At 71.7% G+C, this 19,162-nt stretch carries 17 protein-coding genes; 15 read left to right on the forward strand and 2 right to left on the reverse strand.

All coding sequences use genetic code 11. The features are described 5' to 3' along the window. Positions 1-210 precede the first annotated feature (210 nt). The 6 genes from PV796_RS31545 (at position 211) to PV796_RS31570 (ending at position 6,817) form a co-directional block, all read left to right on the forward strand. Positions 211-798: a DUF4365 domain-containing protein gene (locus PV796_RS31545; RefSeq protein ID WP_274916998.1), complete on the forward strand. Its 588-nt coding sequence runs from the start codon at positions 211-213 to the stop codon at positions 796-798. Continuing rightward, positions 798-2,027, forward strand: coding sequence for a hypothetical protein (locus PV796_RS31550; protein ID WP_274916999.1), 1,230 nt, complete (start codon positions 798-800; stop codon positions 2,025-2,027). The genes PV796_RS31545 and PV796_RS31550 overlap by 1 nt, the downstream gene beginning before the upstream one ends. 97 nt (positions 2,028-2,124) lie before the next feature. Next, positions 2,125-4,104, forward strand: a complete 1,980-nt coding sequence (gene thrS, locus PV796_RS31555) for a threonine--tRNA ligase (protein WP_274917001.1) — start codon at positions 2,125-2,127, stop codon at positions 4,102-4,104. Between the two features lie 72 nt (positions 4,105-4,176). Continuing rightward, the gene (locus PV796_RS31560; RefSeq protein WP_274917003.1) at positions 4,177-4,734 is read left to right on the forward strand and encodes an HIT family protein; all 558 of its coding nucleotides are present in this window, start codon (positions 4,177-4,179) and stop codon (positions 4,732-4,734) included. A gap of 89 nt (positions 4,735-4,823) precedes the next feature. Then, positions 4,824-5,624, forward strand: a complete 801-nt coding sequence (locus tag PV796_RS31565; RefSeq protein ID WP_274917004.1) for a polysaccharide deacetylase family protein — start codon at positions 4,824-4,826, stop codon at positions 5,622-5,624. Further along, positions 5,624-6,817, forward strand: a complete 1,194-nt coding sequence (locus tag PV796_RS31570) for a YVTN family beta-propeller repeat protein (protein WP_274917005.1) — start codon at positions 5,624-5,626, stop codon at positions 6,815-6,817. Before PV796_RS31565 ends, PV796_RS31570 begins: the two co-directional genes overlap by 1 nt. 105 nt (positions 6,818-6,922) lie before the next feature. On the opposite strand, the gene PV796_RS31575 is transcribed toward PV796_RS31570, so the two are convergent. Then, positions 6,923-8,581, reverse strand: a complete 1,659-nt coding sequence (locus tag PV796_RS31575; RefSeq protein WP_274917006.1) for a hypothetical protein — start codon at positions 8,579-8,581, stop codon at positions 6,923-6,925. 183 nt (positions 8,582-8,764) lie between these two features. Next, positions 8,765-10,963, reverse strand: coding sequence for an elongation factor G-like protein EF-G2 (locus tag PV796_RS31580; protein WP_274917007.1), 2,199 nt, complete (start codon positions 10,961-10,963; stop codon positions 8,765-8,767). A gap of 273 nt (positions 10,964-11,236) precedes the next feature. On the opposite strand from PV796_RS31580, the gene pgsA reads away from it, so the two are divergent. The 9 genes from pgsA (at position 11,237) to ruvA (ending at position 19,120) form a co-directional block, all read left to right on the forward strand. After that, entirely contained in the window at positions 11,237-11,890 is a 654-nt protein-coding gene (gene pgsA / locus PV796_RS31585) for a phosphatidylinositol phosphate synthase (protein ID WP_274917008.1), read from the forward strand. Further along, the gene (locus tag PV796_RS31590) at positions 11,890-12,828 is read left to right on the forward strand and encodes a phosphatidylinositol mannoside acyltransferase (RefSeq protein ID WP_274917009.1); all 939 of its coding nucleotides are present in this window, start codon (positions 11,890-11,892) and stop codon (positions 12,826-12,828) included. Before pgsA ends, PV796_RS31590 begins: the two co-directional genes overlap by 1 nt. After that, entirely contained in the window at positions 12,825-13,985 is a 1,161-nt protein-coding gene (locus PV796_RS31595) for a glycosyltransferase family 4 protein (RefSeq protein WP_274917010.1), read from the forward strand. Before PV796_RS31590 ends, PV796_RS31595 begins: the two co-directional genes overlap by 4 nt. A 667-nt stretch (positions 13,986-14,652) precedes the next feature. Next, complete coding sequence (locus PV796_RS31600) at positions 14,653-15,201, forward strand: hypothetical protein (RefSeq protein ID WP_274917011.1); 549 nt, start codon at positions 14,653-14,655, stop codon at positions 15,199-15,201. A 141-nt stretch (positions 15,202-15,342) separates the two neighbouring features. Continuing rightward, on the forward strand, positions 15,343-16,254 hold the full coding sequence (pdxS, locus tag PV796_RS31605) for a pyridoxal 5'-phosphate synthase lyase subunit PdxS (protein ID WP_274917013.1): 912 nt from the start codon (positions 15,343-15,345) through the stop codon (positions 16,252-16,254). A gap of 15 nt (positions 16,255-16,269) precedes the next feature. Continuing rightward, a complete protein-coding gene (gene pdxT / locus PV796_RS31610) occupies positions 16,270-16,878 on the forward strand; it encodes a pyridoxal 5'-phosphate synthase glutaminase subunit PdxT (protein ID WP_274917014.1) in 609 nt (202 codons plus the stop codon). 99 nt (positions 16,879-16,977) lie between these two features. Continuing rightward, positions 16,978-17,727 carry a YebC/PmpR family DNA-binding transcriptional regulator gene (locus PV796_RS31615; RefSeq protein WP_274917015.1) on the forward strand — a complete coding sequence of 250 codons (750 nt, stop codon included), beginning with the start codon at positions 16,978-16,980 and terminating at the stop codon, positions 17,725-17,727. 221 nt (positions 17,728-17,948) lie between these two features. Beyond that, positions 17,949-18,500, forward strand: a complete 552-nt coding sequence (gene ruvC, locus PV796_RS31620) for a crossover junction endodeoxyribonuclease RuvC (RefSeq protein ID WP_274917016.1) — start codon at positions 17,949-17,951, stop codon at positions 18,498-18,500. After that, positions 18,497-19,120, forward strand: coding sequence for a Holliday junction branch migration protein RuvA (gene ruvA / locus PV796_RS31625; RefSeq protein WP_274917017.1), 624 nt, complete (start codon positions 18,497-18,499; stop codon positions 19,118-19,120). The genes ruvC and ruvA overlap by 4 nt, the downstream gene beginning before the upstream one ends. Positions 19,121-19,162 lie beyond the last annotated feature (42 nt).

The following is a 19,162-nucleotide window of genomic DNA, read 5'->3' on the forward strand; positions in this document are numbered from 1 at the left end:
CGCGGTCGTACGGGGGATGACGGTGCACGTCACCCGTGCTGGTGATACCCGACTGGCAGTCGGCTCGAACCGCCCTTGTTTGCGGCCCTCTTGACGCGGAGACAACCAAGGTGACGGGTGGCGCGCACCGCGCGGTCCGGCAGTGCAGTACGCCGGCCCCGGCCCCGCCGCCCGCCCGCAACGATCGGCACAGCCCGGAAGGCACCCGCGATGACCCTCGCGCAGCCCGAACCGGGCGGGCTGTTCCCTACCAGCGACAGGTACCCCCCGCCCCCCACCGCGCCGCAGCGCGGCGGACTCGCCACGACGGCCTGCATGGAGACGCTCCAAGTGGGCTATCTGCACGCGGTCGCCGCCGCCTCCGGATGCTCGCTGGCGCAGCCCTTCCCGGACAACGGCATCGACTGGCACGTCAGCCACGCCGCGCCCGGCCACACCGTCGACGACGAGGTGACCGTCAAGGTGCAGCTCAAGTGCACCTACCAGATCGCCCCCCGACCACCGGGGCCCACCTTTGCCTTCACGCTCGACAACGACCACCTGGTGAAGCTGGCCCGCACCCCGGTGGCGGTGCACAAGATCCTCGTCGTGATGCTGGTCCCGCGGGACCCGGACGACTGGCTGCGGGCCGGGCACGACCACCTCGAACTGCGGCACTGCTGCTACTGGATCAACCTCGCCGGCCATCCGGTGACCGGCCGGCGCAGGACCACCGTGCGGGTCCCGACCACGCGGATCTTCGACGACCGTGCGCTGCGCGAGATCATGACGCGGGTCGGGGCGGGAGGGAGACCCTGATGGACCGGCTGACCGATGACTACGGCGCGCGGCCGCCGGACCCCGCGCGGCTCGACCCGGCAGTGCTGGGCGCCCTGTTGGCCCGGCACGGTTGGCGGCGCCGGGGCGGCGCGGCCGGCCCGTATTCCCGCTGGACCCCGCCGGGTGGGGCGGGCGGCACCAGCCTCCTGGTGCCGCACGACCGCCGTTTCCCGGACAGCGCCGAGCTGCTCGCCGAGGCGCTGGCCGCGCTGGCGCGCAGCGGCACCCCCTCGGCCCGCGAGGTGCTGGTCGGGCTCGCGGTGCCCAGCGACGAGGTCCGCTGGGAGCGCGAGGTCCCCGACGGCGGCACCGGTGGGGCGCGCGGGGCGGCGCAGGAGCAACTGCGCGGCGCGGCCCGGGCGATGCTGACCGCCGGCGCGCTGGCCAGTTATTCCCGGGCCGGCTTCTACGGCGCCCGCCACCAACGCCGCGCCGAGGGCTTCCTCGGGCAGGTGCTGATCGGCCCGGCGCCCGCCGGGCGGCACCTGGCCGCCTTCGTCCCCGTACCGGCCGGGCGGGGCGCGGTCGCCGCGCTCCAACGGGCGCTGCACGCGGCCCGGGACGCCACCGACTACCAGCGGGCCACCGGCGGCATGGAGGCGTTCGACGCCGCCGTCGGGCTGGGCGTCTGCCACGAGTTGGCGCAGTCGTTGATCGCGCTGGTGCGGGGCGCGGAGGGGGTGCGGATCGCCCTCGCGTGGTCGCCGGCGGCGGGCACTCCGCCCGGGTTCGCGGCCCGCCCCGAGCCCGTCGAGTTCTCGCCCGGCGACCTGCCCGCCCTCCAACAGGCCGCGCAGCGCTACGTCCGGGCCGAGCCGTCGGTGCCGGTGCGGGTCACCGGCACCGTCGTACGGCTGCGCCGGGAACAGCCGGACGGCCCGGGGGCGGTGCGGCTGCGGGTGATCTCCGGCGCGGACGTGCGGCAGGTGCGGGCGGCCCTGGGGGAGGAGGACTACCGGATCGCCGGGCACGCGCATCTGGCCGGGCTGCCGGTCCGGGTCTGCGGCCGGCTGGAGAGCCGGGGCGGTTTCCGACGGATCACCGGAGCCCGGGACGTCACGCCGGTCCCGGTCGACCCGGCCGACCGGGACCGGCTGCTGAAGGCGCTCCTGGACGACCCCACCGACCCGGTGGGCACCGCGGGTTCCGGGGGCGCGGTCTTCGACGACCCGGACGCGGCGTGCGAGGGGTCGCCGGCGGACGCCTGAGCGGGCCGCGATAACCGTTTCGCGGTGCGGTCCGGTGGCTCGGTACGATTCGGGGGCGCAGCAAACGCTGACGTGAGTAAAGAGTCAGGAGAGACCGGTGTCAGACGTCCGTGTGACCGTCCAACGCGATTCCGAGCGGGAAGAACGCGTGGTGACCACGGGCACTACGGCCGCCGACCTCTTCCAGGGTGAGCGCAGCATCGTGGCCGCGCGGGTGGCCGGCGAGCTGAAGGACCTCACCTACGCACTGGCCGACGGCGACGAGGTCGAGCCGGTCGAGATCACCTCCGAGGACGGCCTGAACATCCTGCGACACTCCGCCGCGCACGTGATGGCGCAGGCGGTGCAGGAGCTCTTCCCCGAGGCCAAGCTGGGCATCGGCCCGCCGATCAAGGACGGCTTCTACTACGACTTCGACGTCGAGAAGCCCTTCCACCCGGACGATCTCAAGCGCATCGAGAAGAAGATGCAGGAGATCCAGAAGCGCGGCCAGAAGTTCGCCCGCCGCGCGGTGTCCGATGAGGCGGCCCGCGAGGAGCTGGCGGACGAGCCGTACAAGCTGGAGCTGATCGGCCTCAAGGGCTCCGCCGCGGACGCCGCCGAGGGCGCCTCCGCCGAGGTCGGTGCCGGCGAACTGACCATCTACGACAACCTCGACGCCAAGACCGGCGAGCTGTGCTGGAAGGACCTGTGCCGCGGGCCGCACCTGCCCAGCACCCGGCACATCCCGGTCTTCAAGCTGATGCGGTCGGCCGCCGCCTACTGGCGCGGCAGCGAGAAGAACCCGCAGCTCCAGCGCATCTACGGCACCGCCTGGCCGACCAAGGACGAGCTGAAGGCGTACCTGGACTTCCTCGCCGAGGCCGAGAAGCGCGACCACCGCAAGCTGGGCGCCGAACTGGACCTCTTCTCCGTCCCGGAGCAGATCGGCTCCGGCCTCGCCGTCTTCCACCCCAAGGGCGGCATCGTCCGCCGGGTGATGGAGGACTACTCGCGGCGCCGCCACGAGGAAGAGGGCTACGAGTTCGTCTACACCCCGCACGCGACGAAGGGGAAGCTCTTCGAGACCTCGGGCCACCTGGACTGGTACGCCGACGGCATGTACCCGCCCATGCAGCTCGACGAGGGCGTGGACTACTACCTCAAGCCCATGAACTGCCCGATGCACAACCTGATCTTCGATGCGCGCGGCCGCTCGTACCGTGAACTGCCGCTGCGCCTCTTCGAGTTCGGGACGGTGTACCGCTACGAGAAGTCCGGCGTGGTGCACGGCCTGACCCGGGCCCGCGGCTTCACGCAGGACGACGCGCACATCTACTGCACCCGCGAGCAGATGGCCGACGAGCTCGACCGGACGCTCACCTTCGTGCTCAACCTGCTGCGCGACTACGGGCTGGACGACTTCTACCTGGAGCTGTCCACCAAGGACCCGGAGAAGTTCGTCGGCTCGGACGAGGTCTGGGAGGAGGCCACCGAGACCCTCCGTCAGGTCGCGGACAAGCAGGGCCTCCCGCTGGTCCCGGACCCGGGCGGCGCCGCCTTCTACGGCCCGAAGATCTCCGTCCAGACCAAGGACGCGATCGGCCGCACCTGGCAGATGTCGACGATCCAGCTCGACTTCAACCTGCCGGAGCGCTTCGACCTCGAATACACCGCGGCGGACGGCAGCAAGCAGCGGCCGGTCATGATCCACCGCGCGCTGTTCGGTTCGATCGAGCGGTTCTTCGCGGTGCTGCTGGAGCACTACGCGGGCGCCTTCCCGGCGTGGCTGGCCCCGGTGCAGGCCACCTGCATCCCGATCGGCGACGCGCACGTCCCGTACCTGGCGGACTTCGTCAAGGAGGCGAAGGCCAAGGGGCTGCGGCTGGAGGTGGACGCCTCCTCGGACCGGATGCAGAAGAAGATCCGGAACGCGCAGAAGGCCAAGGTGCCGTTCATGATCCTGGCCGGTGACGACGACCTGGCCGCCGGTGCGGTGTCGTTCCGCTACCGCGACGGTTCGCAGGAGAACGGCATCCCCAGGGAGGAGGCGCTGGCCAAGCTCCTGGACGTGGTGGAGCGCCGCGCGCAGATCTGACGCGCACGACGTGACGAGGGGCGGTTCCACGGGGACCGCCCCTCGCCGCATCTCCGGCCGGCCCGGGAGAATATGCTTCGCAACATGACGAGTGAGCCGGAACAGCAGATCGGAGTCGGGACGCAGGACGCGTTCCAGCGCCTGTGGACTCCCCATCGGATGGCGTACATCCAGGGGGAGAACAAGCCGAGCGGCCCGGGGGCCGGGGACGGCTGTCCGTTCTGCAGCATTCCCGCGAAGTCGGACGAGGACGGTCTGGTGATCGCCCGCGGGGAGCGGGTCTACGCGGTGCTGAACCTCTACCCGTACAACGGCGGGCACCTCATGGTCGTCCCGTTCCGGCACGTCGCCGACTACACCGACCTCGACGAGGCGGAGACGGCGGAGCTGGCGGACTTCACCAAGCGCGCGATGACGGCGCTGCGCACCGCGTCCGGGGCGCACGGCTTCAACATCGGGATGAACCAGGGCTCGGTCGCGGGCGCCGGTATCGCCGCCCACCTCCACCAGCACGTCGTTCCCCGCTGGGGCGGCGACACCAACTTCATGCCGGTGGTCGGGCACACCAAGGTGTTGCCGCAACTCCTCGCCGACACCCGGGCGATGCTCGCCGCTGCCTGGCCGGCGTAGGCGTTGCACCCCGGTGAACGGGGCGACACGCACCCTGATAAACCGTACAAATCGCCTCGATTGGGAATTCTTCCGCCTCTAATGGGGTGGTGACTTCCCTAGATCGTCGTTCCGTGCTGCGCGCGGCGGCCTCGGCCGCGGCCGCCGGCGCACTCACGACGGGCTGTGACCCGAAGCGGTCGGCGGACGACTCCGCCTCCGCACCGGCCCCCGGCGGACCGAGCTCCCAGGGGACGGGCCGGCCCGCCGCCCCGCACCCCGCCGCCCGGCCGCCGACCCGCGCGCCCGGCCTCCCCGCGGAGATCGAACACGGGCCGCGTGAGGGCCACGCGGTGGCCCTCACCTTCCACGGCCGCGGCGACCCGAAGCTGGGGCGGGCGCTGCTGGGCGAGGCCGAGCGGGCCGGCGCCCGCGTCACCGTCCTCGCCATCGGCGACTGGCTCGACGAGCAGCCCGAGATGGCCCGCCGGATCCTCGACGGCGGCCACGAGCTGGGCAATCACACCATGCACCACCGCAACATCTGCGCGCTGCCCGCGGATGCCGCGTACGCCGAGATCAGCCAGTGCGCCGACCGGTTGCGCAGGCTCACCGGCAGCATCGGTAGCTGGTTCCGCCCCTCGCAGACCCAACGGGCCACCCGGCAGGTGATCCAGCTCGCCCGGAAGGCGGGCTACCCGCACGTCCTGTCGTACGACGTGGACTCCCTCGACGCGAACGATCCCGGGGCCCGGGCCGTCCAGCGCACGGTCCTCGACGGCGTCCGACCGGGCTCGGTCGTCAGCCTCCACCTCGGGCACGCCGGCACGGTGGCCGCGCTGCCCCCGATCCTCGACGGCCTCCGCCGGCGCGGTCTGCGCGCGGTGACGACAACGGAGCTAGTGACCTGATGGCTGACCGGAACCGTACCCATCCCCGCCCGACCGGCCCCCGCCCCACCCGCCGCGCCGCGCTGCTGGTCGCCGCCTGCGCCCTGGCGGCGGGGTGCAGCGGCGGCGGGCAGTCCGCCCCCGCGCGGCCCGCGTCGGCCGCGCCCCACAAGGCCGTCGTCCAGGGGCTGCCCGGCATGCCGCCGGTGCTGGACGCGCACGACCTGTACGCCGCGGACCGGCCCAACCAACTGGCGTCGCACGTCAAGGACTTCCCGTCGCGGGTGTACGTGCCCAACACCGGCTCCGACACGGTCAGCGTCATCGACCCCAAGACGTACAAGGTCATCGAGACGATCCCGGTGGGCGTGCAGCCGCAACACGTGGTGCCGTCCTGGGACATGAAGACCCTGTGGGTCAACAACAACCGGGGGCACGACCTCACCCCGATCGACCCGGCCACCGGCAAGGCCGGCAAGCCGGTGAAGGTCCATGACCCGTACAACCTCTACTTCACGCCCGACGGGAAGTACGCGGTGGTGATGGCGTCCATGGACCGGCAGTTGGTGTTCCGGGACCCGCACACCATGGAGATCCGCAAGACCCTGCCGGTCGACTGCGCGGGCGTCAACCACGCCGACTTCTCGCCCGACGGCAAGTACTTCATCGTCTCCTGCGAGTTCTCCGGGGAACTACTCAAGGTCGACACCGCGAAGATGGAGGTGGTCGAGAAGCAGAAGCTGCCGTTCGAGGGCGCGATGCCGCAGGACGTGAAGATCTCGCCGGACGGCAGGACCTGGTACGTCGCCGACATGATGGCCGACGGCGTGTGGATCCTGAACGGCGACACCTTCGGCAAGCCCAAGCTGCTGCCGACCGGCAAGGGCGCGCACGGCCTCTACGTCAGTCGCGACTCCCACACCATGTACGTCTCCAACCGGGGCGAGGGCTCCATCTCGCTGCTGGACTTCAGGAGCGGTGACCTGGTCGACAAGTGGCACATCAAGGGCGGCGGCAGCCCCGACATGGGCGGGGTCTCGTCGGACGGCAAGGTGTTGTGGCTCTCGGGGCGGTACAACTCCGAGGTCTACGCGCTCGACACCGCGACGGGGAAGACGTTGGCGAAGATCCGGGTGGGGGAGGGGCCGCACGGGCTGGCGGTGTACCCGCAGCCGGGGCGGTACTCGCTGGGGCACACCGGGATCTTCCGCTAGCCGCTCGGCATCGGCCCGCCGACGGAGCGGGGCGGACAACGGACGGGCGCGCGCCCGGCTTTGCTGCCGTGCGCGCGCCCGTCCGCGTGGGTGCGGGGTGCCGCCCTACGCGTTGTACTCGTCGGCCTTCTTCGGCTCGGCGCCCTGGACCATGCCGCTGAGCACCAGCGAGCGGTTGTCGAAGCGCTCGGTGTCGACGCCGTGCTCCCGCAGGACGCCCATCGCGGCGGTGTGCACGGCCCGCAGGACCGGGGTCGCGGCGCGCAGCGCGTCATCGGCCATGAAGCGGTGGCGCCAGGGCTTGTCGGCCCAGACGTGGCGCAGGCCGAACGGCTCCGGGAGGCCCAACTTGCCGCCGAGGAAGTCCAGTACCGGGGGGAACCACGTCAGCGGGGCGCGGGCGGCGAGCCGGACCACCTCGGACGGTTCGATCAGCGGCAGCGTCTGGGTCCTGGTCTCCCAGAACCGGACGACCTTGGCGACCTGCTTGGTCTTGGGTGACGGCTTGCCCATGAAGAGGGAGTTGACCGGGCCCAGGGCGTGGCCGCTGACCTCGATGCGCAGCGTCTCGTGCAGGACGGTGACGGTGATCAGCAGCGTGAGCACCAACTGGCCGTCCCACAGCACGAATTGGACGCCGAGGTAGTGCCGGTCGCCGCTGCCGAACTGCTGCTCGTTGCAGATCCGCTCTATCTCGTGCCCGCGGATCTCGTAGCCGTCCACGTGGCTGCCGTCGGGGCGGGAGACGCCCTTGGCGTTCTCGCCGACCGGGGAGACGATCCAGTGGCGGACGGACGGCGGCTGCTGGAAACCGCCGGTGTGCAGCGGACTGCGCTCCAGCAGGCGCAGCCGGTCGTGGATCGCGCGGATGACGTCCCAACTGCGGAACGGGTGGATCTCGGTGCCCTCTTGGGCCGGCCGGAGCTCCTCGGCCAACTGCCAGCTTCCCCAGCGGGTGCCCATCCCGAGTATGCCCTTGGGGCCGGCGTAGAAGACGACGTTGCTGCGCTGCTCGGCGGAGACCTTGGCGAGGTTGTGCCGCAGGGTCTCGGCGGAGGTGTGGTTGGGGTCCTGCGGTACCGCCTCGGGGATCTTCGCGGCGACCCCGCCGCCCTCCAACAGGCCCTTCCACGCCTCCCGCAGGGTCACCGCGGTCCGCTCGCAGATCTGCTTGGCCAGCCACCAGCCCACCACCGGGGCGACGAGCATGCCGCGGGCGTACAGCGGCCAGAAGCCGTTCCACGGCAGCTTGATCATGAAGAACAGGCCGGCGGCGGCCAGCAGTGCCAACAGCGTGCCGCCCAACAGGGAGATGCCGTTGCCCTCGCCGTCCTTGGAGAACATCTTGCGGAGCTGAAAGGCGCCCAGCCAGAGCAGCACCCCGGGCAGGAACAGCAGCCCGCACACCACCATCAGGACCGTCAGCTGGGTGTCGCGCTGCTTGCGGATGCGGGTGGCCGACAGGCAGTGCTCGACGATCGTCTGGGGCTCCGTCCCGAAGGACTGGATCAGCGGACCGCGGCCGCCGCCGAGCATCCGCACCTGGACGGCGCGCGAGAACGCCTCGCCCAAGTTGGGCGCGAACAGGGACAGTTTGGGCTTTTTGATGTCGGAGGCACCGGAGTCGGAGTCCGCCTTGGAAATGTCCGACAGCGGGCTGTCCCGGTAGGCGGCCGAGGCCAGCGCCTGGGTCGCCGCGGTCTGTCCCGCGCCCCCCGAGATGGGGACCTGCGCCCCCGGACTGAAGTCAAAGCCGTCTGCCACTACCGCCCCCACACCCTCGCGTACCCGCTGATGCGCTCTACCCGACTGCGCTTGCGCGCACACCTGCCGCGCCGGCCGGTTCGCACGGTGGCGCACGACGCCCGTCGCGGCGAGGAGTCCCAGCGTACAGCCGCCGCCCCGACCCAACAGGGCCCTTGTGGACGGCGGCTGACCTGGCGTTAACTATGCGCCGACCTCGACCCGTTCGCGCATCTTGGCGGCGAGCTGCCCGGGCATCGGCTCGTGCCGCAGATAGCCGCGGCTGAACCGGCCGGTGCCGTGCGAGAGCGAGCGCAGGTCGACGGCGTAGCGGTCGACCTCGATCTCCGGCACCTCGGCGCGGACCAACGTGCGCCCGGCGCCGGACTGTTCGGTGCCCACCACCCGCCCGCGGCGGCCGGAGAGGTCGCTGAGCACCGGGCCGACGTACTCGTCCGGCACCAGGACGCGGATGTCGGCGACCGGTTCCAGGAGCGCGATCGTGATCTGCGCTGCGGCCTCCCGCAGCGCCAGCGCCCCCGCCGTCTGGAACGCGGCGTCGGAGGAGTCGACCGAGTGGGACTTGCCGTCGAGCAGGGTGACCCGGATGTCGACGAGCGGATAGCCGGCGGCGATCCCGCGGGCGGCCTGGGCCCGCACCCCCTTCTCCACGGAGGGGATGAACTGCCGGGGCACCGCGCCGCCGACGACCTTGTCCACGAACTCGATGCCGGAACCGCCCGGCAGCGGCTCGACCTCGATCTCGCAGATCGCGAACTGGCCGTGCCCACCGGACTGTTTGACGTGCCGGCCGCGGCCCGCGGCGGCGCCGCCGAACGTCTCCCGCAGCGCCACCTTGTGGTCCACGGTGTCGACCTGGACGCCGTAACGGGAGCGCAGCCGCTCCAGCGCCACGTCGGCATGCGCCTCGCCCATGCACCACAGGACCACCTGGTGGGTGTCCTGGTTGTGCTCCAGCCGCATCGTCGGGTCCTCGGCCACCAGACGGGCCAGCCCCTGGGAGAGCTTGTCCTCGTCGGCCTTGCTGTGCGCCCGGATGGCGATCGGCAGCAGCGGGTCGGGCATCTCCCACGGCTCCATCAGCAGCGGGGAGTCCTTGGCGGAGAGGGTGTCGCCGGTCTCGGCGCGGGTCAGCTTGGCCACGCAGGCCAGGTCACCGGCGATGGCCTGGGGCAGCGGGCGCTGCTGCTTGCCGAAGGGTGCGGAGAGCGCGCCGACCCGCTCGTCGACGTCGTGGTCCTCGTGGCCGCGGTCGGTCAGGCCGTGGCCGGAGACGTGCACCGTCTCGTCGGGGCGGAGGGTGCCGGAGAAGATCCGGACCAGGGAGAGCCGGCCCACGTACGGGTCCGACGAGGTCTTGACCACCTCGGCGGCGAGCGGGCCCTCGGGGTCGCAGCCCAGGCCCGCCCGGGGCGAGCCGTCCGGGCCGGTGACGGCGGGGGCCTCGCGCTCCGACGGGGTGGGGAAGCCGCCGGTGATCAGCTCCAGCAGTTCCACGGTGCCCAGCCCCTGCTTGGCGCCGTCGACGGCCGGGGCGGCGGCCAGGACGGGGTGGAAGGAGCCCCGGGCCACCGCGGTCTCCAGGTCGCCGATGAGGGTCTTGACGTCGATCTCCTCGCCGGCGAGGTAGCGGTCCATGAGGGACTCGTCCTCGCTCTCGGCGATGATCCCCTCGATGAGCCGGTTGCGGGCCGCCTCGATCAGCGGGAGCTCCTCGTCGGTGGGCGCGCGCTCGGTGCGTTCGCCCGAGGAGTAGTCGAAGACCCGTTGGGAGAGCAGGCCGATCAGGCCGTGGACGGGCGCGTGCCCGTCGGCGCCGGGGGTGCCGTACAGCGGGAGGTAGAGCGGGAGGACGGCGTCCGGGTCCTCGCCGGCGAGGGTGACCGCGCAGCGCCGGGTCATCTCGTCGAAGTCGGCGCGGGCGGCTTCCAGGTGCGTGACGACCAGGGCGCGCGGCATCCCGACCGCCGCGCACTCGTCCCACACCATCCGGGTCGCGCCGGCCACGCCGTCCGCCGCCGAGACGACGAAAAGGGCCGCGTCCGCGGCGCGCAGACCGGCCCTGAGTTCCCCTACGAAATCGGCGTATCCGGGGGTGTCCAACAGATTGATCTTGATTCCGCCCCAGTCGACCGGGACGAGGGAGAGCTGTACCGAGCGCTGCTGGCGGTGTTCGATCTCGTCGTAGTCGGACAGACAGCCGCCGTCCTCGACCCGGCCCGCCCGGTTGACCGCGCCGGACGCCAGCGCGAGCGCCTCGACCAGGGTGGTCTTCCCCGAGCCGCTGTGGCCGACCAGCACCACATTGCGCAGGGCTGCGGGCCGGTCGGCCGCCGGTGCCCTTCCGGCGGCTCCTGGGTGTGTACTCGACTTCTCGCTCATGTGTCTCGCCTCCAGGTCGACACTTTGCGGTGATTCGAGCTTTCCACCGGGTTCAGGATGCGTCCATACATGGCGCGCGGGCCGGCCGCTCCCTAGGCGCCGCCCGGCCATCCTGGTCCCGCGGGGGTGCCGGTCGGCGCGCGACGGCCGGCCCGAGCCCCGGGGAAGCGCCCCGCGCCGCGATGCCTTCGTGGTGCCCCGCGGCGTCCTGGCTACGATGGGCCAGCCGGTGGCCCCTTGACCGCGCGGCCCATATCGACTTCCGGGAAGGTCATGCTGAACAAGTACGCGCGTGCGTTCTTCACGCGTGTTCTCACTCCGTTCGCCGCCCTGCTCATCCGTCTCGGGGTCAGCCCGGACGCGGTCACCCTCGTCGGGACCGGCGGTGTGGTGGCCGGCGCCCTGATCTTCTATCCCCAGGGCGAGTTCTTCTGGGGCACGGTCGTGATCACGCTGTTCGTCTTCTCCGATCTGGTCGACGGGAACATGGCGCGGCAGTTGGGCCGCTCCAGCAGGTGGGGCGCTTTCCTCGACTCCACCCTCGACCGGGTCGCGGACTCCGCGATCTTCGGCGGGCTGGCGCTCTGGTACGCGGGGCGCGGCGACAACCTCGCGCTCTGCGCGGTCGCCATCTTCTGCCTCGCCAGCGGCCAGGTCGTCTCGTACACCAAGGCGCGCGGCGAGGCCATCGGGCTGCCGGTGGCCGTCAACGGGCTGGTGGAGCGGGCCGAGCGGCTGGTGATCTCGCTGGTCGCCTGCGGCCTGTCCGGGCTGCACGCGTTCGGCGTGCCCGGCGTGCAGGTTCTGCTGCCGATCGCCCTGTGGGTGGTCGCCGCGGGCAGCGCCGTCACCCTCGGCCAGCGCGTGGTGACGGTACGACGAGAGTCGGCCGAGGCCGACGCCATCGCGCAAGGGGGGAACGGCTGATGGGCCGCGGAAACCTGATCGACATCGACAAGCTGACGGACGGGCTCTACGGCCTGGGCTGGAGCACCGTCAAGCGGCTGCCCGAGGGCGTCGCGGTGCAGCTCGGGCGGCAGATCGCCGACCTGGCCTGGCGGCGGCGCGGCAAGGGCGTCCGGCGCCTGGAGGCCAACCTCGCCCGGGTCGTGCCGGACGCCTCCGCGGAGCGGCTGACCGAGCTCTCCCGGGCCGGGATGCGCTCGTACATGCGGTACTGGATGGAGTCCTTCCGGCTGCCGGCGTGGAGCCCAGAGCGGATAAAGGCCGGTTTCGCTCCCCAGGACGTGCACTACCTGGAGGAGGGCCTCAAGAGCGACCGCGGGGTGATCCTCGCGCTTCCCCACATGGGCAACTACGACCTGGCCGGTGTCTGGGTCACCACCGAGCTCAACACCCCGTTCACCACCGTCGCCGAGCGCCTGAAGCCGGAGTCGCTCTACGACCGGTTCGTCGCCTACCGCGAGGGACTGGGCATGGAGGTGCTGCCGCACACCGGCGGCGCCGCGTTCGGCACGCTGGCCCGGCGGCTGCGCGCCGGCGGCCTGGTCTGCCTGGTCGCCGACCGCGACCTGTCCAGCTCCGGGATACCGGTGAAGTTCTTCGGCGAGCAGACGAAGATGCCGGCCGGACCCGCGATGCTCGCCCTCCAGACCGGTGCGATGCTGCTCCCCGTCACCCTCTGGTACGACGAGAGCCCCATCATGCGCGGCCGGGTCCACCCGGAGGTCGACGTACCGGAGAACGGCACCCGCGCCGAGAAGGCCGCCCACATGACGCAGGCGCTCGCCGACGCCTTCGCCTCCGGCATCGCCGACCACCCCGAGGACTGGCACATGCTCCAGCGCCTGTGGCTCGCCGACCTGGAGCCCCGCGGCGGCACCCCCGGAACGGAGCCCGCGTGAAGATCGGCATCGTCTGCCCGTACTCCTGGGACGTCCCCGGCGGCGTCCAGTTCCACATCCGCGACCTGGCCGAGCACCTGATCCGCCTCGGCCACGACGTCTCCGTCCTGGCCCCCGCCGACGACGAGACCCCGCTGCCCTCCTACGTCGTCCCCGCCGGCCGCGCCGTCCCCGTCCCGTACAACGGCTCGGTGGCCCGCCTGAACTTCGGCTTCCTCTCCGCCGCCCGGGTCCGCCGCTGGCTGCAGAACGGCGCCTTCGACGTCATCCACATCCACGAGCCGGCGTCCCCGTCCCTCGGCCTGCTCGCCTGCTGGGCCGCCCAGGGCCCGATCGTGGCGACGTTCCACACCTCCAACCCGCGCTCCCGCGCCATGATCGCCGCGTACCCGATCCTGCAGCCCGCGCTGGAGAAGATCAGCGCGCGGATCGCGGTCAGCGAGTACGCCCGCCGCACCCTGGTCGAGCACCTCGGCGGCGACGCGGTGGTCATCCCCAACGGCGTGGACGTCGACTTCTTCGGCCGGGCCGAACCGCGCCCCGAGTGGCAGGGCCGCACCATCGGCTTCATCGGCCGGATCGACGAGCCCCGCAAGGGCCTGCCGGTCCTGATGAAGGCGCTGCCCGCGATCCTCGACGCGGTCCCCGACGCCCGCCTGCTGGTCGCCGGCCGCGGCGACCAGCACGAGGCGGTCGCCGACCTGCCCGCCGAACTGCGCTCCCGGGTCGAGTTCCTCGGCATGGTCTCCGACGAGGACAAGGCGCGCCTGCTGCGCAGCGTGGACGTCTACGTCGCGCCCAACACGGGCGGCGAGTCCTTCGGCATCATCCTCGTGGAGGCGATGTCCGCCGGCGCCCCCGTACTGGCCAGCGACCTCGACGCGTTCGCCCAGGTCCTGGACCAGGGCGAGGCCGGCGAACTCTTCGCCAACGAGGACGCCGAAGCGCTCGCCGCCACGGCGATCCGCCTCCTCAACCACCCCGAAAGACTGGCCGAACTCCGCACCCGCGGCACGAAGCACGTCCGCCGCTTCGACTGGACGACGGTCGGCGCGGACATCCTCGCCGTCTACGAAACGGTGGCCGCCGGCGCGTCAGCGGTGGCAACGGACGAGCGCGTGGGGGCGAGGGCACGACGCTGGCTGACGAGGGACTAGCGGTTGGCTGCCCTCCCACGTTTTTGGCTCGGCTTCCCACGTGGTTGGCTTTCCCGCCGCGCGGGTTGCTGTTCTTAGCGCCTTGCGGCGCTGGCCTGTTGTCCGCTGCCGGTCCGCTGCGCGGGGCGGGCCGACGTGTCCGCTGCGCGGGGCTTTTGGGGTGCGGTGACGGGCCTGCGGGGCGGGCATGCCAGACTGCTTCGCTTTACGTCTGGCACACCCGCCCCTCCGGCCCGTCCCCTCCCGTTGGGGGTGGGTGAAAACGGTGGGTGCCACGTTCTGCCGGTGGGTCAACTCGGGCCGTTGGGTTGGGTGGTGGCCGTCAGATGACGGGTACGTGTGAGCCTGAGTGGTGACCGTAAGAGGACAGGTGGCCCAAGCAACCGGGCGGTGACTGTCAGCGGACCACAGTGGCCAGCCCCATCTCAGAGAATTCCACCCACCCAACGGGAGGGGACGGGCCGGAGGGGGTGGTGTGCCAGACGTAAAGCGAAGCAGTCTGGCATGCCGCCCCCGGAGGCCCGTCACCGCACCCCGACAGCCCCGCGCAGCGGACAACAACTCCACCCGTCCCGCGCAGCGGATCGGCCCGCCGCAGGCGCCACGGCGGGAAAGCCACCAACGTGGGCAGCAAGCCAAGCGCAGCGGACGGGTAACGTAACCCCGCGTGACAACCACGTTTATCTGGATCGCCGTTGCCATCGTCCTCGTCGGGGTCTATCTGAGTTGGACGGCGGGGCGGTTGGACCGGCTGCACGCGCGTATCGACGCGGCGCGGGCGGCGTTGGACGCGCAGTTGTTGCGGCGGGCGTCGGTCGCGCAGGAGGTGGGGACCTCGGGGGTGTTGGATCCGGCCGCGTCGATCGTGCTCTACCAGGCCGCGCACGAGGCCCGGCAGGCGTCGGAGGACCACCGGGAGGTCGCGGAGAGCGAGCTCAGCCAGGCGTTGCGGGCCGTCTTCGAGGACGAGGCGCAGTTGGAGGCGGTGCGGGAGGCCCCGGGTGGGGAGCACACGGTGGCGGAGCTGACGGCCGCGGTGCGGCGGGTCCCGATGGCGCGGCGGTTCCACAACGACGCCGTACGGGCCGCGCGGGCGGTGCGCCGCCACCGGGTGGTGCGGTATCTGCGGCTGGCGGGGCACGCCCCGTTTCCGATGGCCTTCGAGATGGACGATCAGCCGCCGGCCATCCTGGACGACCGTTCCGCCGGCGCCTGACCGCACGGTGGAATTTGTGCCTCCGGTTGGTGTGACGGTCGACGCCACAAGCCACTGACCTGTAATTGGCTCTTTCCCCGAGCACCTCACCAACGGTTGTGTGGGCGCGAAGCACAACCACCCGCACTGAGTGAGGTCATCGTGTCCAGCACGCCCACCACGCCCCAGAACCCCGAGACCGGAACCGCGCGCGTCAAGCGCGGCATGGCCGAGCAGCTCAAGGGCGGCGTGATCATGGACGTCGTCACGCCGGAAGAGGCGAAGATCGCCGAGGACGCCGGTGCGGTCGCCGTCATGGCCCTGGAACGGGTCCCGGCCGACATCCGCAAGGACGGCGGCGTGGCCCGTATGTCCGACCCCGACATGATCGACGGCATCATCAACGCGGTGTCCATCCCGGTCATGGCCAAGTCCCGGATCGGCCACTTCGTCGAGGCCCAGGTCCTCCAGTCGCTCGGCGTCGACTACATCGACGAGTCCGAGGTCCTCACCCCGGCCGACGAGGTCAACCACTCCGACAAGTGGGCCTTCACCACTCCGTTCGTCTGTGGTGCCACCAACCTGGGCGAGGCCCTGCGCCGTATTGCCGAGGGCGCCGCGATGATCCGCTCCAAGGGCGAGGCCGGCACCGGCAACGTCGTCGAGGCGGTCCGTCACCTGCGCCAGATCAAGGGCGAGATCGCCAAGCTGCGCGGCTGCGACAACAACGAGCTGTACGCCGCCGCCAAGGAGCTGCGCGCCCCGTTCGAGCTGGTCAAGGAGGTCGCCGAGCTCGGCAAGCTGCCGGTCGTGCTGTTCTCCGCCGGTGGCGTCGCCACCCCGGCCGACGCCGCCCTGATGCGCCAGCTCGGCGCCGAGGGCGTCTTCGTCGGCTCCGGCATCTTCAAGTCCGGCGACCCGGCCAAGCGCGCCGCCGCGATCGTCAAGGCCACCACCTTCTACGACGACCCCAAGGTCATCGCGGAGGTCTCCCGCAACCTGGGCGAGGCCATGGTCGGCATCAACTGCGACACCCTCCCCGAGGCCGAGCGCTACGCCAACCGCGGCTGGTAAGGACGCAGAGACGACATGAGCACCACTCCCACCATCGGTGTGCTGGCGCTCCAGGGCGACGTCCGCGAGCACCTGAAGGCGCTCGCGGACGCCGGCTCCGAGGCGCGCCCGGTACGCCGTCCCGAGGAACTCGACGACGTCGACGGCCTGGTCATCCCGGGCGGCGAGTCCACCACCATGTCCAAACTGGCGGTCTCGTTCGGCATGTTGGAGCCGCTGCGCGCGTTCGTCCGCGCGGGCCGGCCGGTCTACGGCACCTGCGCCGGCATGATCATGGTCGCGGACAAGCTGCTGGACGGCCGGGAGGACCAGGAGACGCTCGGCGGCATCGACATGATCGTGCGCCGTAACGCCTTCGGGCGGCAGAACGAGTCGTTCGAGGCGGCCGTCGAGGTCGCCGGGATCGACGGCGGTCCCGTGGAGGGCGTCTTCATCCGGGCCCCGTGGGTCGAGTCGGTCGGCGCCTCGGCCGATGTCCTGGCGACGTACGGTGGACACACGGTGGCCGTGCGGCAGGGTAACGTCCTCGCCACGTCGTTCCATCCGGAGCTGACCGGCGACCACCGCATCCACGCGCTGTTCGTGGACATGGTGCGCGCCGTCCTCACGAAGGGCCGCGACTGAGCGTCCCGTGACGGGCGGAGGGGTCGGGACACCACCGCGCCGCCCGGTAGGATCTGGGGCGATCGTTTCTGAACTTGGTTACGCGAAGGAGACAGGCGGATGTCCGGCCACTCTAAATGGGCTACGACGAAGCACAAGAAGGCCGTGATCGATGCCAAGCGCGGCAAGCTCTTCGCGAAGCTGATCAAGAACATCGAGGTCGCGGCGCGGATGGGCGGCGTCGACCTGGAAGGTAACCCGACGCTCTACGACGCCGTTCAGAAGGCGAAGAAGCAGTCGGTCCCGAACAAGAACATCGACTCCGCGATCAAGCGCGGTGGCGGTCTCGAAGCCGGCGGTGCCGACTACGAGACGATCATGTACGAGGGCTACGGTCCCAACGGTGTCGCGGTCCTCATCGAGTGCCTCACCGACAACCGGAACCGCGCCGCGTCCGACGTCCGCGTCGCGATGACCCGCAACGGCGGCTCGATGGCCGACCCGGGCTCGGTGTCCTACCTCTTCAACCGCAAGGGCGTGGTGATCGTCCCCAAGGGCGAGCTGTCCGAGGACGACGTCCTGGGCGCGGTCCTGGACGCCGGTGCGGAGGAGGTCAACGACCTCGGTGAGTCCTTCGAGGTGCTCAGCGAGGCCACCGACCTGGTCGCGGTGCGCACCGCGCTCCAGGAGGCCGGCATCGACTACGACTCGGCCGAGGCCAACTTCGTCCCGACCATGCAGGTCGAGCTGGAGGAAGAGGGCGCGCGCAAGATCTTCAAGCTGATCGACGCGCTGGAGGACAGCGACGACGTGCAGAACGTCTTCGCCAACTTCGACGTGCCGGACAACGTCATGGCCTCCATCGACTGACCTGGTGCGCAAGGGCGTCCGGCCGCCGCGGGGCGAGGATCGCCACGACGTGTCGGACGACGTCATGACCCAAGGCCGACGCCTGACGGGCGCGCACTGACCGGTCGTACGACGGGCCGGCGGGGACACACCCCGCCGGCCCGTCGGTTTGTCAGTGGCAGCTACTAACCTGCAAGAACGTCAGGAACAGACGACCGAACGACGGCGAGGGGCGGGGCCCGATGAAGGTGCTGGGGGTGGACCCGGGGCTGACGCGCTGCGGGGTCGGCGTGGTCGACGGGGTGGCCGGACGGCCGTTGAGCATGGTCGGCGTCGGCGTGGTGCGCACTGCGGCGGATGCGGACGTCGCGCAGCGTCTGGTGCTGATCGAGCGCGGCATAGACGCGTGGCTCGATGAGCACCGGCCCGAATGCGTCGCCGTGGAGCGGGTTTTCAGCCAGCACAACGTCCGTACGGTCATGGGCACCGCCCAGGCCAGTGCGGTCGCGATGCTGTGCGCCGCCCGCCGCGGGCTGCCGGTCGCGCTGCACACCCCCAGCGAGGTCAAGGCCGCGGTCACCGGCTCAGGACGGGCCGACAAGGCGCAGGTCGGCGCGATGGTGACGCGGCTGTTGCGGCTGTCCGCGCCGCCGAAGCCGGCCGACGCCGCCGACGCCCTCGCCCTGGCCATCTGTCACATCTGGCGCGCCCCCGCGGTCAACCGCCTCCAGCAGGCCCAGGCCGCGGCCCGCCGCACCTCCGTTCCCGCTCGCACCCTGAAGGGCACCCGATGATCGCCTTTGTCTCCGGCCCGGTCGCGGGCCTCGCACCGGACAGCGCCGTCGTCGAGGTCGGCGGCATCGGCATCGCCGTCCAGTGCACGCCGAACACCCTCTCCGGCCTCCGGCTCGGCGAGCGCGCCAAGTTGGCCACCTCCCTCGTCGTCCGCGAGGACTCCCTGACCCTCTACGGCTTCGCCGACGACGACGAGCGGGGGACGTTCGAGCTGCTGCAGACCGCCAGCGGCGTCGGCCCGCGGCTGGCCCAGGCGATGCTCGCGGTGCACTCCCCGGACGCCCTGCGGCTCGCGGTGTCCACCGGCGACGAGAGGGCGCTGACGGCGGTGCCGGGCATCGGCAAGAAGGGCGCTCAGAAGCTGCTGTTGGAGCTCAAGGACCGGCTCGGCGCGCCCGTCGGCGGCGCCCGTCCGGTCGCCGGGGCCGCGGCCGGGCCGGCCGGCTGGCGCGATCAGCTCCTGGCCGCGCTGGTCGGTCTGGGGTATGCCGCCAAGGAGGCCGACGAGGCGGTCGCCGCGGTGGCCCCGCAGGCCGAGGCGGCCGCCGCCGCGGGCTCCACCCCACAGGTGCCGCAGCTCCTCAAGGCGGCGCTGCAGACCCTCAACCGCGCCCGATGACCGCCCCGGCCGCGCGCCCCCGACCGCACGACCACGCAGGCG

The sequence above is a fragment of the Streptomyces sp. WZ-12 genome, from assembly GCF_028898845.1.
In the GTDB taxonomy this organism is placed as follows: domain Bacteria; phylum Actinomycetota; class Actinomycetes; order Streptomycetales; family Streptomycetaceae; genus Streptomyces.